This window comes from Sporosarcina sp. AD_1 (genome assembly GCF_057373025.1).
Genome location: NZ_JBPVIR010000002.1, coordinates 521,370 through 535,648 on the forward strand (window position 1 = coordinate 521,370; position 14,279 = coordinate 535,648).

The window sequence follows — 14,279 nt, forward strand, 5'->3', positions numbered from 1 at the left end:
GTTTGTAGTTTAAACATGCTGGTTTGCACGGAGCAGTGGCAGTTTGCGAATAAAAGCTTGCTTGGTTACGAGCGGTAAGAATGGATATACGAGAGGTTCTGAGAATATACGAGCGGTTGCTGGAATAAATGAGTGGTTCCAGAATTATACGAGCGGTCGGTTCACCGATACGAGCGATCGGAAGAACATGCGAGTGGTTTAAGCATACATACGAGCGGTTAACGGGAAGAAGACTCCTGTATGTCAATATAACCCCCTGTATATTTGTGGACATTATTAGTGCATGCGTCAAATATTTTCTCAAGAATTCTAGTGCAGATTTCTTAAATTATTTGAGCACTCGACGTTTGGTTACGAAGTCTTCTTAGACGATCTCTCGACGGATACTTACGAGCACTTCCAAGATTTTATAAGCTGTCACCGCGCACTTACGAGAACTCGGATTTTATATCAGCACTTCATTTAAGAAATAAACGGAGAAATAAAATAGATACAGCGAGTTTGCCAATAAAGTTTCTTTCACTTCTCCGGACAGCTTATGTAATCAAGCATTCCACCCAATTAGGAAGCTAGCTACATTACATAGCCTCAGCAATTTCTCATTACATATAGCTTTATTAATTCCGAAAGAAGGTTTGCTTTCGAAATGGTGTCACTCTTGCTACTATAATAGATAGAGTAATGAAAATTTCCTTGGATTTTATAAAGAGGGTGTGGATGGATTGGACCGGGATCATGATATAAAAGACCATCCGTTGTATGAAGATTTGACGGAGGAAGAGATGAATGAGCTTGCCCTGCAGGCTCGCCAGGAAGCACTGGAAAAGGGACGGGAACAGCCTGCCCAACCAAAACGCCGGGTTCCGAAGTGGTTTGCGTGGCTGCTTTCCCTTGTGCTGGTCTGCAGTACATTCGCAGGGCTATTTCAAGTGTTTTCGATACCAGCCATTGACTTTCTACTAACTTCTGCAAAATTATCACAGCATGAGGATATTGCAGCTTACAAAAAGGCGGTTGTTGTGGTAATAACAGAGGATGGAAAAGGAACAGGGTTTGCAATTTCGGAAGATGGAACCATTTTGACGAATTATCATGTCGTAGAAGGAAATAATACAGTCTCTGTCGTTTTCCCTGAAGACGGAAGATATGCAGCGCAAGTGGTCCAAACGGAACCGTCTATTGATATGGCCGTTCTTAAAATCGAAGGTGAAGACTTACCTAAGCTGACGCTTGAAAAGGACTGGACGATTGAGAAAGAGGATGCTATTCGCTTCATCGGAAATCCGTTAAGTTTTAAAGGAATTGCCAACAAGGGTGTAGTGATCGGACCAACTCGGTTAAGTGATTGGAATGAAGATGTCATGATGATTAAAGCGCCCGTCTATAGAGGCAATAGTGGAAGTCCTGTCATCAATGAAAACGGATCGGTAATTGGTGTTATTTTTGCCACGTTAGAGCATGATGAACACGGAAAAGTCGGGCTGTTCATCCCCATTGAACTGTTAAACAAATACAAAGTCACTTCGAATTGATAGAACCCAACTTCATTTTCCACCATGCTTTCCTTCCCAATGCACATACTACTGGCGAAAGGAGAGGAAAGCATGATGAAACGTGCAAAATCACTTTTCCCTGAAGCAAGAACCAAGCATAATCCAATATTGAATGATCCACCAAAAGATAAAGGGGTGAAAATGGAAGTCACCCAAACAAAATTTGAAATTGCAAAAGAGCTTGGCATTCCCTTATCAAATGGAGATAATGGAGATTTGACTTCCCGGCAAGCTGGTAAAATTGGCGGACCCATCGGTGGGAATATGGTGAAAGATATGATCCGCCTGGCACAGGAACAATTGGCGAAAGACCGCCGCCCTCTGGAATAAACCAATTGACTTCTCTCCGGCAAATTACCGGGGAGAAGTCATTTTCTCCCCTTTTAGTCTGTCAGCAATTCATTCAGCACGCGGCCATCTACTTTTCCTAAATCGAGTCCAAGCAAACGGGCGAAGGTCGGTCCTTCATCTACAAGCGACATAGTGGGCAGGATGACACCTTCCTTTATCCCCTTCCCTTTAGCAATAAAGACCGTTTCATAACCGGACTTTTTTGGAGAATAGCCGTGGCATGCCCTTGTATATAAACCGGAAGCCACATCGGCATCTTGAATCAATTCAAAAGCATTTCCGTTCAGTGATTCAGAAAAGTAAAATCCTTCCCTCGCTTCAAGCATGAAGGCCGCTTCTCCGTTCGCCCCCATTTGCTGCATTTCCACTGAATCGTATACTGTTTCAATGCCATTCTTCGGGTTTGAGACCAAAGAATAAAGCAAGGCTTGCACACGATCTTTCACAAGCGGATCGCTGACATGGATATAACAAGAACCATCATTGCTCTGGCAATAAGCTTTCCACGAAGTGATTCTCCCCTTTTTTCCAATGCCAATTAACCCGCTGTCTTTAAGAAGAACATTCAGCTTAATGACTGTATGTTCATCAAGTGAGCTGTGATCTCCTAACGCAATAACAGTAGCCTTTTCACCGATTCCACTCTCTTCTAGAGCATTCAAAAGTTCGCCAAGCCTTGCATCATGTCTCCTCAACGCATCCCTAGCATCCTGCGAGTCAAACCCATGATGGTGTCGCTGCGAATCTAAGTCGACAAGATGAAGCAGCATCAAATTCGGTTTCTTCGTGCGGATCGTATAAGAAGCGGCTGCTGTAACGAAATCATCTAGCCAAGGCTGCTGAATTCCTTGTCGGAGATGGCCAAACTTGCGATTCATTTCAAATGTATAGAAGAAACTGCCATTGTGTAAAGAAACGGCAGTCTGGGAATGCCATTTTCGGTTGGCGAAAATCTCAGGAATATGAAAATCAATCTTCGCTCTCGCCGTTACTGGCCATAATAAAGCAGCGGTCGACATGCCCGCTTTTTTCGCTTCGTCATAAACCGTCGTACCCTTCACATGGCGCCTGTGCCAATACCAATCGGGAGACTGGCGGCCAGGCTGGACAAGTGCATTTGCAGTAATGCCATGCGAAATTGGGTAGTTGCCCGTAATAATCGATGTATGACACGGATAGGTTACGGAAGGATAAATCGTCTTGACATTGCGGCAGTACGAAGCTCCTTCCAAGAGCCGTTGAAAGTTCGGCAACTTTTGAATCTGCTCAAAGTCCTTTGCGGATAGGCAATCAAAAGAAATGACAATTACATGATCAGTCAATCGTTCCATCCTTTATATCCTCCGATTTGTTAACGCATTCCCTTCATTATATACAAATTTGAATATGAAATTAAATGGTTGAACAGAATGCATAGGGAATGAATCATTCCTCATGTATGAGGCATTCTAAAACAACAGGAGGTGAACGAATTGGATCAGCGTATTCTTTGTGAAGTAAACAATTGCACTTACTGGGGCAGCGGCAACAAGTGTCATGCTGAAGTCATTTATGTCGTCAGCCAAAACGGAAGCCAAGCGTCGGACAGCGAAGAAACGGACTGCAAAACGTTCAAGCCGGAGGACTAAGCCGGTAAAATCCTGTTTGGGAGTGCAGGGGTCAAAGTGACCTGCTGCACTCCCAATTCTTTTGTCATTCATCCAAATCCAGCAAGTCAGTCAACGGACAATAACGTGTCATGCCTTCGGCTACTTTTTGTGCCCCCATCATGCTAACGAACAGTTGGGCGCCCGTCGGTTTTTCCCTTGCCATTTTTGCGATGGACCAAGCGAGCAAAGTCAATCCTCCCGCAATTCGAACCATCGAATTCACTGTACCGATATTTTGTTTCATCGTTTTCCCTCCTTTTGATTCCCTTTTATCGTTCCCTCTCCTTTTCAAATTATCAATTCTTCAAATGAAAGCCCTTACAAAATGACAATTGAATAAAAACATATTTTTTTCGATAAAAAAAGTAAATTTCTTCTTGAAAATGGCATTCGACATGCTTTATCATAATAAAATGTTACTTAAAGGAGTGAGGCATGATGAGGAATTATACAAAAGAAGACATCCGGAGGTTTGTTAAGGAGGATAACGTGAATTTTATCCGTCTTCAGTTCACCGATATTTTTGGCATGATCAAGAACGTGGAAATTCCGGTCAGCCAGCTCGACAAGGCTTTGGACAATAAAATGATGTTCGACGGGTCTTCCATTGAAGGCTTTGTGCGAATTGAAGAATCGGATATGTATTTAATACCTGACTTAGATACATGGATGGTCTTTCCTTGGCCGTCCGGAACGGGCAAAGTGGCTCGTCTAATTTGTGATGTTTCATTAGCAGACGGACGTCCATTTTCCGGCGATCCTCGTGGAAATCTAAAACGTATAATTGAAGAAATGAAAGAAATGGGCTTTACGGAATTTAATTTAGGACCCGAACCGGAATTTTTCTTATTTAAATTAGACGCTAATGGCAATCCAACAATGGAATTAAATGACCATGGGGATTATTTTGATTTAGCTCCTATGGATCTTGGCGAAAATTGCAGACGTGATATTGTTTTGGAATTGGAGGAGCTAGGTTTTGAAGTGGAAGCTTCTCATCACGAAGCAGCCCCCGGGCAACATGAAATTGACTTTAAATATGCAGATGTTCTTTCCGCATGTGACAATATTCAAACATTCAAGCTCGTTGTCAAAACGATTGCACGGAAGCACGGTTTGCACGCTACTTTTATGCCGAAACCGATCTACGGGGTAAGCGGTTCAGGGATGCACTGTAACGTTTCCCTTTTCAAAGATGGGGAAAATGTGTTTTTCGACGAAAACGGGGAACGGAAATTAAGTGAAACAGCTTATCAATTTATGGCTGGCGTCTTGGATCATGTCCGTGGATTTACGGCCATTACGAACCCGACCGTCAATTCCTACAAACGGCTTGTCCCTGGCTATGAGGCTCCTTGCTACGTGGCATGGTCTGCACAAAACCGCAGTCCCCTTATTCGCATTCCAGCTTCACGTGGGATGAGCACAAGAATCGAAGTGCGTTCCGTCGACTCTTCAGCAAATCCGTATTTGGCGATGGCCGCTATATTAAAAGCAGGATTGGATGGGATTAAACGGAATTTACAGCCGCCACAGCCTGTCGACTGTAATATTTATGAAATGAAGCAAGCTGAATTAAAGGAGCGTGGCATCGGCACGTTGCCAACTGACTTGGATCATGCCTTAGCTGCACTTTCTGAGGATGAAGTAATTCGAGAAGCACTCGGGGCACATATCTACTCTAATTTTTCTGAAGCGAAACATGTCGAGTGGGAAAGCTATCGAATAACCGTTCATCCTTGGGAATTAGAACATTATATGAAAATGTACTGATAAGGGAAATCCCGTTCTTCTGAGCGGGATTTTTTTATTTCCTCAATCTAACCTCTTCCCGAAAAATATTACGCCATCCGAAAAGTCAAGTTTAAAACCTTATATTACATAGTTTTTCACAATAATTTCACATTCCATATTTCCTTCTATTTGGTACTATTTCTATCAATTATAATTCTTACTAATATATAAAAATCAAATTAGAACCTTTTGTGACAACGGTTATAAACTATTGTTTTTAGAGGTTGAAAGGAATATTATATGTGACACGAGGGAATTCCCTTACTTAAACTGTAAACGAAAGCTAATTAAATATTATACACAAATAATATTTTCCAGCTTCTAAGTAAGTGAATTTCTTACATTTTAACTGAAGAGAGGGGAGTAACCATTGAAGGCGAAATGGTTCTTACTATCAATTTTCTTTACGCTTTCTCTGATTTTATCAGGCTGTGATAATTCGTTGCTCGTATTCGATCCAAAAGGACCGCAAGCGAAGACGTTATCCGATACTATTATCTTTTCCATCATCATGATGGCAGGCATCCTTCTCGTTGTCTATATCCTCTTTACGGTCATGCTCGTCAAATACCGGGCATCCAAGATGGACGACAGCTACGAGCCACCGCATGAAGAAGGAAGCAAATGGTTGGAAATCACATGGACAGTTATTCCAATCATCATCGTCATTGTTCTATCTGTTGTAACAGTACGAACAACATCTGAAGTGGAAAGCAAGCCGGTTGCTTATGCAAATGAAGAACCGCTTGTCATTTATGCTTCATCTTCCAACTGGAAATGGCATTTCAGCTATCCAGAGGAAGGCATTGAAACAGTCAACTATGTCAACATCCCAGAAGATCGTCCAGTCGAATTCCGTCTGTACTCCTTCGGACCGATCACAAGTTTCTGGATTCCGCAATTAGCCGGACAAAAATATGCGATGAGCGACATGGTGACAAAGATCCATCTGGCTGCAGAAATACCAGGCTCCTACATTGGTAAAAACTCAAACTTCAACGGTAAGGATTTTGCCCATATGGAGTTTGAAACGCAAGTCATGACTGAGAAGGACTATGAAAAATGGGTGGAAGAAGTAAAGGAGACTGCTCCTGCTTTGACTGAATCCGAATTTGATGAATTGATTGAGCCTAGCGTCCTTGGACGTAAAACGTATTCATCTACGCATCTTGAGTTTAGACCTGCTCCAGAAGGCGAGCATGCTGGCCACCATCATGGAAACAGTGATGAGGAAACAGACTCTTCACACCATATGGACATGGATATGGATATGGATATGGAAGACCATAAATAATCATCTACTCGAAGGGAGTATACATCTATGAAATGGGATGAATTTTTCGTCACCGGCGAGCCGATGATCTACGCGGCGATGGTCTCGATAGTTCTTGTCTCCGTTGCGATCGTAGCAGGTCTCACCTATTTTAAAAAATGGGGTTACCTATGGCGCAATTGGTTGACGACTGTTGACCATAAAAAAATCGGTGTTATGTATATTATCGCGGCACTGCTTATGTTGTTCCGTGGTGGCGTTGACGCCCTGCTTATGCGGGCGCAAACGGCAGTACCGGAAAACGGGCTGCTCGATGGACAGCATTACAATGAAATCTTTACTACACATGGAATTATCATGATTCTATTTATGGCGATGCCATTCATCATCGGTTTGATGAACGTCGTCATCCCGCTTCAAATCGGGGCACGCGACGTCGCATTCCCTCGTTTGAACGCAGTCAGCTTCTGGCTCTTCTTCTTTGGAGCGATGTTGCTGAACTTGTCTTTCGTCATTGGCGGATCGCCAGACGCAGGTTGGTCAGCTTACTTCCCGCTTGCGAGCACGGAATTTAGTCCGACTGTCGGAAATAACTACTATTCACTTTCCCTGCAAATTGCCGGGATTGGTACATTGATGACAGGTATTAACTTCCTCGTCACGATTTTGAAAATGCGTGCACCTGGCATGACATTAATGAAAATGCCAATGTTCACTTGGTCCATTTTGATCACTAGCGTTATCATCATCTTCGCGTTCCCTGTTTTGACAGTCGCTCTTGCTCTTATGATGCTTGACCGTCAATTTGGAACTCAATTTTTTGCCATGCAAAACGGCGGGATGGATATGCTTTGGGCGAACCTGTTCTGGGTATGGGGACATCCTGAAGTGTACATCGTAATTTTGCCGGCATTCGGTATTTACAGTGAAATCATTGCAACATTTGCACGTAAGAATCTGTATGGTTACAAATCTATGGTTATCAGTATGGTCGCCATTTCCATGCTGTCGTTCCTAGTATGGGTACATCACTTCTATACAATGGGACATGGCGTCATGGTCAACAGCGTGTTCTCAATTACGACAATGGCAATCGCGGTACCAACCGGGGTTAAGATTTTCAACTGGCTCTTTACATTGCGTAAAGGGAAAATCACTTTCTCTACCCCAATGCTATATGCCCTGGCGTTCATTCCGATTTTCACAATCGGCGGGGTAACCGGGGTTATGCTAGCCATGGCAAGTGCCGACTATCAATATCACAATACGATGTTCCTTGTCGCCCACTTCCATTATGTATTAATTCCAGGTACGGTGTTCGCCGTTATCGCAGGATACCACTACTGGTTCCCGAAAGTGTTCGGCTTCCGTTTGAACGAAAAGCTTGGTAAATGGGCGTTCTGGTTCATTGCGATTTCATTCAACGTCACGTTCTTCCCTCTCTTTATCTTAGGGTTGAATGGTATGACACGCCGGATGTACACCTATTCGGAAAGCACTGGCTTCGGACCGCTTAATATGCTTTCCATGGTCGGAGCAGTCGGATTGACAATCGGGTTTATCTTGCTTGTATATAACATTTACTGGAGTACCCGTTACGCGAAACGCGATACAACAGGCGATCCATGGGATGGACGTTCGCTTGAATGGAGCACGCCAAGCCCTGTGCCTGAATACAACTTTGCAAAAACACCTGTCGTTACAAAACTAGATGCATTCTGGTTCTCGAAAAAGGAAAACACGCCGTTGACGGATGATGGCAACTATGAACCGATCCACATGCCGAATAATAACGGCCAGCCTTTCATCATGGGTGTCGCTTTCTTCTTCTTCGGATTCTTCATGGTGTTCAGCTGGTGGATCCCTGCCATCATCGCAGGTCTCGTTGTCCTTGGCACAATGGCCTACCGGACATTTGAGCAGGATCATGGCCACCACATTTCTGTTGAGGAAATTGAACAGACTGAAAAAGCATTGCGAGGTGAACAGTCATGAAAATAGATCACGCTAAGCCTCTTGAATACAGCACAGAGGAAAACCGCCTGAAGATACTCGGGTTCTGGATTTTCCTCGGCGCAGAAATCGTCTTATTCTCCACGTTGTTCGCCGTCTACTTCACACTTGTGAACCGGACGGGGAACGGCCCGGCCGGCAGTCATATCTTTGAATTGACACCGGTCATGGTAGAGACGATCGTGCTCCTCTCAAGTAGTTTCACAATCGGTCTCGGCATCCATGCGATGCGGATCGGAGCTAAGAAGGCAATGATGACGTTCTTCGGCATTACTCTTGTTCTCGGAGCCGTCTTCCTCGGCGTTGAAATTACAGAGTTTGTGACGTACGTACATGAAGGGGCAACCATCCAGACAAGCGCATTTTTGTCCAGCCTTTTCACATTGCTTGGAACTCACGGAGCCCACGTTACATTCGGTCTCCTTTGGGGCAGCGCGATTTTATATCAAGTGAAAAAACGCGGCTTAACCCCTGAAACAGCGAACAAGTCATTCATCTTCTCCTTGTACTGGCACTTCTTAGATGTTGTCTGGATCTTCATCTTCAGCTTCGTCTACTTGAAAGGAATGATGTGATATGAAACAGCTATTTCCTATCCCACATGTGATCGGATTTGTTTCTTCACTTCTCCTTTCACTGATTGCGCTCGTTGTTGTGAAGTTTGATCTGACTTTCGCTTCTGGCATGACAATCTTAGGCGTTACCGCATTGGTTCAAGCAGGCTTGCAGCTCTTCCTTTTCATGCACGTGAATGAAAATGAAGATAAGCGCTCTCTCATGACCAACATCGCCTATGCCCTCTTCGTCGGACTCGTTACTATTTTTGGTACGCTGTTCGCTATGTTGTGGGGATATAATATGATTTAACAAATTGGACCTGTTCATGTTGAACAGGTCCTTTTTTGATTTATATATATATTTCTTATTCGTCTATAAAAATAGTTGGTGCCTTGTATAAGGTAAGGATTTGAAGATTCTACAAGTGTGCCCATTCAATAACCAGGACAAAATTTCAAGTGAAACCCTGACAAGGATAGCAATCAATTACTCGAAACCTCCCAATATAAAAAATAGAGTGACATTTTTCTATTCAATGATAATATATAACGATAGGAGGTGAAAAACTATGCAATCTTTTATCAAATTTAGTCAATTTATTGGAAAGACATTTGCGATTTGGGTTTTAGTCTTTGCAGCGCTCGCATTTTTCATGCCAGCTCAGTTTGCAGGGCTCGGAAAATATATTTCCATCCTGCTAGGTATTGTAATGTTCGGCATGGGAATGACATTGACGTTAAAGGATTTTGGAGAAGTCATCCGCCAGCCGAAGAGCGTGCTGATCGGTGTCTTGTCTCAATTCATCGTTATGCCGCTGCTTGCATACGGCCTTGCGAAAGGTTTGAATTTGCCAGCAGAAATCGCTATTGGTGTCATATTAGTCGGCTCCTGTCCTGGAGGGACTGCTTCCAACGTCATGACTTTCTTAGCGAAAGGAAATACAGCATTGTCTGTAGCGGTTACTTCGGTTTCCACTTTGCTTGCCCCCATTCTTACACCCGCAATAATTTATGTTTTGGCGAGTGAGTGGCTTGAAGTATCGGCATCCAATATGTTCATGTCTGTAGTGAAAATCGTCTTGTTCCCTATCGCACTCGGATTGATCGTTCAATTCTTCTTGAAGGAACAGGCAAAAAAGAGTGTTGATATCATGCCACTTGTTTCCGTAATTGCAATCGTATTGATTGTGGCGGCTGTTGTCGCGGGAAGCAAGGAAAAAATAGTCGAATCAGGATTACTCATTTTCGCGGTCGTTATCTTACATAATGGACTCGGTTACCTATTCGGTTTCCTGATCGCCAAATTGTTCAAATTGGACTATCCGGACCAAAAAGCAATTTCCATCGAAGTCGGCATGCAAAACTCCGGGCTGGGAGCAGCACTTGCTGCTGCTCATTTTAGTCCTCTCGCAGCTGTACCAAGCGCCATCTTCAGCTTCTGGCATAATATTTCCGGGCCGTTGCTCGCAACTTATTGGGCAAGAAAATCAAAGAAATAAAATGCAAGCAGGCCAGTTTACAATGAACTGGCCTGCTTGTATGCTTGTGCAAATTTTTCAATCAATAGGACGCAGTCTGGATATCTCTCTTTGTTCCTGTTATTACCGTAGCAAGTATACTGCCTGTTGAAACTAGCACTCCTGCAATGCCAACCCCTATGACCCAAACACTCGGAATGAAAAACCCAACCGGAATGAGAACGACAAAAGTGAAAACGATAAAGGCTTGATAAATAGTTGAAATGATTCGAACGACCGTATGATCAAAGAAAGCTAAAATGAGTGGCGGCAAGAATAACGCTACTACCATTCCGATCGATAACATGAGAAGGAATGGCTGGTCAAATGAAATTGTGTTTGGCCCTGTTGGATATTTTGCCCCCAAGAGGACAGCCGTTATGGCTAATGCAAGAGTTAAGCTCAACAACGAAAGTCTTATTACCACTAAAAAAACCCCTTTATCTTTAAAAATTCCGCTAACCCCTCACTCGGAAGAGGGCCAGCTAATTGTTTCTAGTTTACCAGCATCTTCTTCTTTGCAAAACAAGCTAAGGGTGTAACTTTAGTACGACTTAGGGCGTAGAGGTATCTACTCTTTATTGTGAAGTCTTGATCATTATTAATGATGCCTAACCTATTCAATTGAAAGAAATACTTTTTTCCTTATGTATAAGAAATTGGAGATTGGTTATGTACTGTACAAGGTGGCGAGCTTTTTTCATCATAAGCTTTTGATCCCAAAGATTATTTTAACTTTCGTTTTATCCTTCTTTCCGACTTTTATTCCCTCCTTGGAGTCGATGATCATGACATTTTTCCCTATCCAAATTCTAAAATAAATTGATCCAAAATGTATCGGTCGTTTTATACCCCTCTCCTCGACTTCCGTTCCATCAGACAACTCTGTTTCTGTTCTTACTAACCATTTGTTGCCTATTCCGAATTCTATATACTTCATCTCATTCCCCTCCTCACTTCGAGCTTTTGTCATAGACATTGAATATCGTCACTACTATTTAAAATTCCACATAGAACGGCTGCTTGCTGCTATCAAGACAGTACTCAATCCTTTGCCTGAAGTTATCAATCGTGATCATTTGCAATGCCTGTTCGATCGGGAAAAACCCAACTTCCAAACTTTCTGGTGAGGTAGTTAATTCGCCACCGATCGGTTTTGCCAAAAACAGCGTATTGCAGATGGATTTTTGGACATTCTGAAATACTCCACAGAATTGAATCACTTCAATCTCAATACCTGATTCCTCTTTCGTTTCTCTTATGGCAGCCTCTTTAAGCGACTCCCTCTCTTCTACAATGCCACCAGGCATTTCCCAACCTCTCAATGGACCTCTAATCAATAGGATTTCATTTTGATCATTTAATACAATTGTTGCAGCTGAAACAAAATGCTTTGCAGGTGTATACATGTTTGTTCCCATCCTATTTTCCCCTTTACAATAAATTGGTTTCTGCAAACAGTTGCCCCCTCGGTATTTTGGTTATTAACCCACCTTTTATTTCTAAAAGGCTTGCGAATCCCAAACCATCCCAATGTATACTAATTATTTTCTTCAGAAAGTGTTTCCACCCCATCTCCCAACTTTGTTAACTCTTGTACATTTACTTTTCTTGTTTGTTCATTTAATTGATCCCCTTCAAACGTGGCGAGAACTTTATCGCCTGGTTTGATCGCAGTCGTATATATGCCCTCGATCAAATAATAATCGTGTGCATACGTATCCAAACTCGTTTGCTTCACTTCTTCCTGAATCCATTGGTATTCTAATCGGTTAATATTTGCTACGAGTAACAAAGTTTCACTCTCCGCTTGAAGTACATACCCTTGGATAGTTTGGATCGAGTTTTCTGGCACCTGATTATCTGCTCGTGTAACCAGATAGTTAGCTATATCTGTAAACTTAGTTGTATCAGCACTTTTATGACAGGTTGACCAAGAAAACTCATCCTCCCCTCCATTCAAATAGACCTTTAGATAATATTCCGAATCCTGATCCTCATGGCAGCTAGTTGTTACGTTTTTTCCTCCTAAATAATTGGCTAGGATTAATCGTTTGTAAAACTCTTGCATGTCCTCCTTGGAGAATTGCAAATTGCTGGTCTTCGCCATGGTGGAATTTTGACCCATTGACTGCGTTCCCATTTTCGATCCGATCTCTTTTTTTAGCCCTTCACCATATTTCAATTCAAAACCAAAGAAGTCTTGTCGGCTCAAATCATAATCAATAGATAAGATTTCCGCCATTCCGTTCTTTCCTTCGTCACAGCCATAGGCGAGATAACTGCGATTGACCGGGTATTCTTCCTCAGTTACCCCGTTACATGTGATGGTGTGAATTTCCCCACTTCCAAACGCATCTCGGGAACCATCATAGATTACCTTTACTATCTTTCCATCGTAAGCAAGATCGGTCACAATCGGATCTCCTTCCAGAGAATAATGAACAATCCGCAAATTTGCCGTCTCCCCATTTTGGTAATCCTGATAAAAGCGCTCCAACTTCTCTATACCGTCTATGCCTCTATGTTGATTTACCACATCAACATTCTTCACGCCTTTTGTATTCATTTTGTCTTCTTGTTGGCTACAGGCAGTCAGCTGAAATCCCAACAACACAATGAAAAGAACAACCATCATTTTTTTCAATAGGAGGGCCCCCTTCAAATAACTTCCCACTAAAATGACGTTTCCCTATTTGGAAATGTGTCATAATACCGAATATTACTGTTATTAGATAGTAACGGTTTCAAATTAATATATACTAGATGTAACAGCTTAAGAATGCGTAGCAGTTATATAAAGATTTACCCTTAAAAGAATAAAACGGAGGGATTGATGGATGAGAATAGGTTTAATCGGTGATAGTCTAACGGATGGCCGCCCTGGTATATCATTCGCAGATATTCTAAAGGAGAATTTTCCAGCTATCATCTTTGACAAACGCGGGAAGCCAGGAGAGACTTTAAAAAGTCTGCATTCTCGTCTGTTAAAAGAAAAGGAAAAAGCTACTTATGACATTGTTTTTTTATGGATCGGCGTCAATGACGTCTATTCCAAACTATTAACAGTGAAAGCTCAACCAATTACAGAGAATCTCGAAGAATTTAAGAAATATTTCAATGAAATAGTGGAAATGATCATCTCTTCTACTAAACACATCGTAGTAGTATCACCTGCATTGGTAGGAGAAAATATGAAATCGCCATTCAATGACGAAATAAAGGAGATATCAAGTCTTATTCAATCAATTGCTGCATTATTTCCTAATGCCAGCTTTCTAAACATGCAAGCTGTGTTTGAAATGCAATTAAGTAAGGTTTCCTGCTCAGATTACATTAATTGCAATGTCTTGAGTATTATGAAAGATGTCTTATTCTATAAAAATCCGAATAAAATTGATCGATTGTCTCGGAAGCGTGGCTTGTACTTAACTCTGGACGGGATTCACTTAAATAGCACAGGAGCTCAACTAGTTGCTAAGGAATATGCCTTGAAAATTGATCAATTAGGGACCAGCCTAAAGTAACGGAAATACAGGGGAGGAAAAATAGCTCCTCCCCTGCTCATCAAG

17 protein-coding genes are annotated in these 14,279 nt (G+C 42.3%); 11 read left to right on the forward strand and 6 right to left on the reverse strand.

Features of this window, described 5'->3' with window-relative positions; all coding sequences use genetic code 11:
- Positions 1 to 43 precede the first annotated feature (43 nt).
- From ACSW3C_RS05910 to ACSW3C_RS05920, 3 genes are all read left to right on the forward strand, one after another.
- Complete coding sequence (locus ACSW3C_RS05910; RefSeq protein WP_486561434.1) at positions 44 to 202, forward strand: hypothetical protein; 159 nt, start codon at positions 44 to 46, stop codon at positions 200 to 202.
- A 511-nt stretch (positions 203 to 713) separates the two neighbouring features.
- Positions 714 to 1,532: a S1C family serine protease gene (locus ACSW3C_RS05915; RefSeq protein WP_486561436.1), complete on the forward strand. Its 819-nt coding sequence runs from the start codon at positions 714 to 716 to the stop codon at positions 1,530 to 1,532.
- A 72-nt stretch (positions 1,533 to 1,604) separates the two neighbouring features.
- A complete protein-coding gene (locus ACSW3C_RS05920) occupies positions 1,605 to 1,883 on the forward strand; it encodes an alpha/beta-type small acid-soluble spore protein (RefSeq protein ID WP_486561437.1) in 279 nt (92 codons plus the stop codon).
- Positions 1,884 to 1,936: 53 nt separating this feature from the next.
- Here ACSW3C_RS05920 and ACSW3C_RS05925 read toward each other — a convergent pair whose 3' ends face one another.
- A complete protein-coding gene (locus tag ACSW3C_RS05925) occupies positions 1,937 to 3,235 on the reverse strand; it encodes an alkaline phosphatase family protein (RefSeq protein WP_486561438.1) in 1,299 nt (432 codons plus the stop codon).
- Positions 3,236 to 3,376: 141 nt separating this feature from the next.
- Between ACSW3C_RS05925 and ACSW3C_RS05930 the strand changes: the two genes are divergently transcribed.
- Positions 3,377 to 3,532 (forward strand): DUF1540 domain-containing protein, encoded by a 156-nt coding sequence (locus ACSW3C_RS05930; RefSeq protein ID WP_486561439.1) that lies wholly within the window; start codon positions 3,377 to 3,379, stop codon positions 3,530 to 3,532.
- Positions 3,533 to 3,596: 64 nt separating this feature from the next.
- Here the strand turns inward: ACSW3C_RS05930 and ACSW3C_RS05935 are convergent, their stop codons facing one another.
- On the reverse strand, positions 3,597 to 3,797 hold the full coding sequence (locus tag ACSW3C_RS05935; protein WP_486561440.1) for a YgaP family membrane protein: 201 nt from the start codon (positions 3,795 to 3,797) through the stop codon (positions 3,597 to 3,599).
- A 194-nt stretch (positions 3,798 to 3,991) separates the two neighbouring features.
- Here ACSW3C_RS05935 and glnA point away from each other — a divergent pair, with 194 nt between their 5' ends.
- From glnA to ACSW3C_RS05965, 6 genes are all read left to right on the forward strand, one after another.
- Positions 3,992 to 5,326, forward strand: a complete 1,335-nt coding sequence (glnA, locus tag ACSW3C_RS05940; protein WP_486561442.1) for a type I glutamate--ammonia ligase — start codon at positions 3,992 to 3,994, stop codon at positions 5,324 to 5,326.
- A gap of 391 nt (positions 5,327 to 5,717) precedes the next feature.
- A complete protein-coding gene (gene qoxA / locus ACSW3C_RS05945; RefSeq protein WP_486561443.1) occupies positions 5,718 to 6,641 on the forward strand; it encodes a cytochrome aa3 quinol oxidase subunit II in 924 nt (307 codons plus the stop codon).
- Between the two features lie 27 nt (positions 6,642 to 6,668).
- Complete coding sequence (gene qoxB, locus ACSW3C_RS05950) at positions 6,669 to 8,615, forward strand: cytochrome aa3 quinol oxidase subunit I (protein ID WP_486561444.1); 1,947 nt, start codon at positions 6,669 to 6,671, stop codon at positions 8,613 to 8,615.
- A complete protein-coding gene (gene qoxC, locus ACSW3C_RS05955) occupies positions 8,612 to 9,208 on the forward strand; it encodes a cytochrome aa3 quinol oxidase subunit III (protein WP_238081605.1) in 597 nt (198 codons plus the stop codon). Before qoxB ends, qoxC begins: the two co-directional genes overlap by 4 nt.
- A gap of 1 nt (position 9,209) precedes the next feature.
- Positions 9,210 to 9,500, forward strand: a complete 291-nt coding sequence (gene qoxD / locus ACSW3C_RS05960; protein ID WP_238081607.1) for a cytochrome aa3 quinol oxidase subunit IV — start codon at positions 9,210 to 9,212, stop codon at positions 9,498 to 9,500.
- 259 nt (positions 9,501 to 9,759) lie between these two features.
- Positions 9,760 to 10,689 carry a bile acid:sodium symporter family protein gene (locus ACSW3C_RS05965; RefSeq protein ID WP_486561446.1) on the forward strand — a complete coding sequence of 310 codons (930 nt, stop codon included), beginning with the start codon at positions 9,760 to 9,762 and terminating at the stop codon, positions 10,687 to 10,689.
- A gap of 61 nt (positions 10,690 to 10,750) precedes the next feature.
- Here the strand turns inward: ACSW3C_RS05965 and ACSW3C_RS05970 are convergent, their stop codons facing one another.
- The 4 genes from ACSW3C_RS05970 to ACSW3C_RS05985 all read right to left on the reverse strand — a co-directional run bounded on the left by ACSW3C_RS05970 (position 10,751) and on the right by ACSW3C_RS05985 (position 13,345).
- On the reverse strand, positions 10,751 to 11,134 hold the full coding sequence (locus tag ACSW3C_RS05970) for a hypothetical protein (RefSeq protein ID WP_486561448.1): 384 nt from the start codon (positions 11,132 to 11,134) through the stop codon (positions 10,751 to 10,753).
- A 276-nt stretch (positions 11,135 to 11,410) separates the two neighbouring features.
- Positions 11,411 to 11,647 (reverse strand): DUF3977 family protein, encoded by a 237-nt coding sequence (locus tag ACSW3C_RS05975; RefSeq protein WP_486561450.1) that lies wholly within the window; start codon positions 11,645 to 11,647, stop codon positions 11,411 to 11,413.
- Positions 11,648 to 11,705: 58 nt separating this feature from the next.
- Positions 11,706 to 12,128 carry an NUDIX hydrolase gene (locus ACSW3C_RS05980; protein WP_486561451.1) on the reverse strand — a complete coding sequence of 141 codons (423 nt, stop codon included), beginning with the start codon at positions 12,126 to 12,128 and terminating at the stop codon, positions 11,706 to 11,708.
- Positions 12,129 to 12,247: 119 nt separating this feature from the next.
- Complete coding sequence (locus ACSW3C_RS05985) at positions 12,248 to 13,345, reverse strand: DUF4362 domain-containing protein (RefSeq protein WP_486561521.1); 1,098 nt, start codon at positions 13,343 to 13,345, stop codon at positions 12,248 to 12,250.
- 202 nt (positions 13,346 to 13,547) lie between these two features.
- Between ACSW3C_RS05985 and ACSW3C_RS05990 the strand changes: the two genes are divergently transcribed.
- Positions 13,548 to 14,234 (forward strand): SGNH/GDSL hydrolase family protein, encoded by a 687-nt coding sequence (locus ACSW3C_RS05990; protein WP_486561452.1) that lies wholly within the window; start codon positions 13,548 to 13,550, stop codon positions 14,232 to 14,234.
- The last annotated feature ends 45 nt before the right edge of the window (positions 14,235 to 14,279 follow it).

Coding starts and splice junctions, on each gene's coding strand:
- qoxB (WP_486561444.1), top strand. CDS start 6,669: ATGAAATGGGATGAATTTTTCGTCACCGGCGAGCCGATGATCTACGCG.
- ACSW3C_RS05975 (WP_486561450.1), bottom strand. CDS start 11,647: ATGAAGTATATAGAATTCGGAATAGGCAACAAATGGTTAGTAAGAACA.
- qoxD (WP_238081607.1), top strand. CDS start 9,210: ATGAAACAGCTATTTCCTATCCCACATGTGATCGGATTTGTTTCTTCA.
- ACSW3C_RS05935 (WP_486561440.1), bottom strand. CDS start 3,797: ATGAAACAAAATATCGGTACAGTGAATTCGATGGTTCGAATTGCGGGA.
- ACSW3C_RS05925 (WP_486561438.1), bottom strand. CDS start 3,235: ATGGAACGATTGACTGATCATGTAATTGTCATTTCTTTTGATTGCCTA.
- ACSW3C_RS05990 (WP_486561452.1), top strand. CDS start 13,548: ATGAGAATAGGTTTAATCGGTGATAGTCTAACGGATGGCCGCCCTGGT.
- ACSW3C_RS05980 (WP_486561451.1), bottom strand. CDS start 12,128: ATGGGAACAAACATGTATACACCTGCAAAGCATTTTGTTTCAGCTGCA.
- qoxC (WP_238081605.1), top strand. CDS start 8,612: ATGAAAATAGATCACGCTAAGCCTCTTGAATACAGCACAGAGGAAAAC.
- glnA (WP_486561442.1), top strand. CDS start 3,992: ATGAGGAATTATACAAAAGAAGACATCCGGAGGTTTGTTAAGGAGGAT.
- ACSW3C_RS05965 (WP_486561446.1), top strand. CDS start 9,760: ATGCAATCTTTTATCAAATTTAGTCAATTTATTGGAAAGACATTTGCG.
- ACSW3C_RS05985 (WP_486561521.1), bottom strand. CDS start 13,345: ATGATGGTTGTTCTTTTCATTGTGTTGTTGGGATTTCAGCTGACTGCC.
- ACSW3C_RS05920 (WP_486561437.1), top strand. CDS start 1,605: ATGATGAAACGTGCAAAATCACTTTTCCCTGAAGCAAGAACCAAGCAT.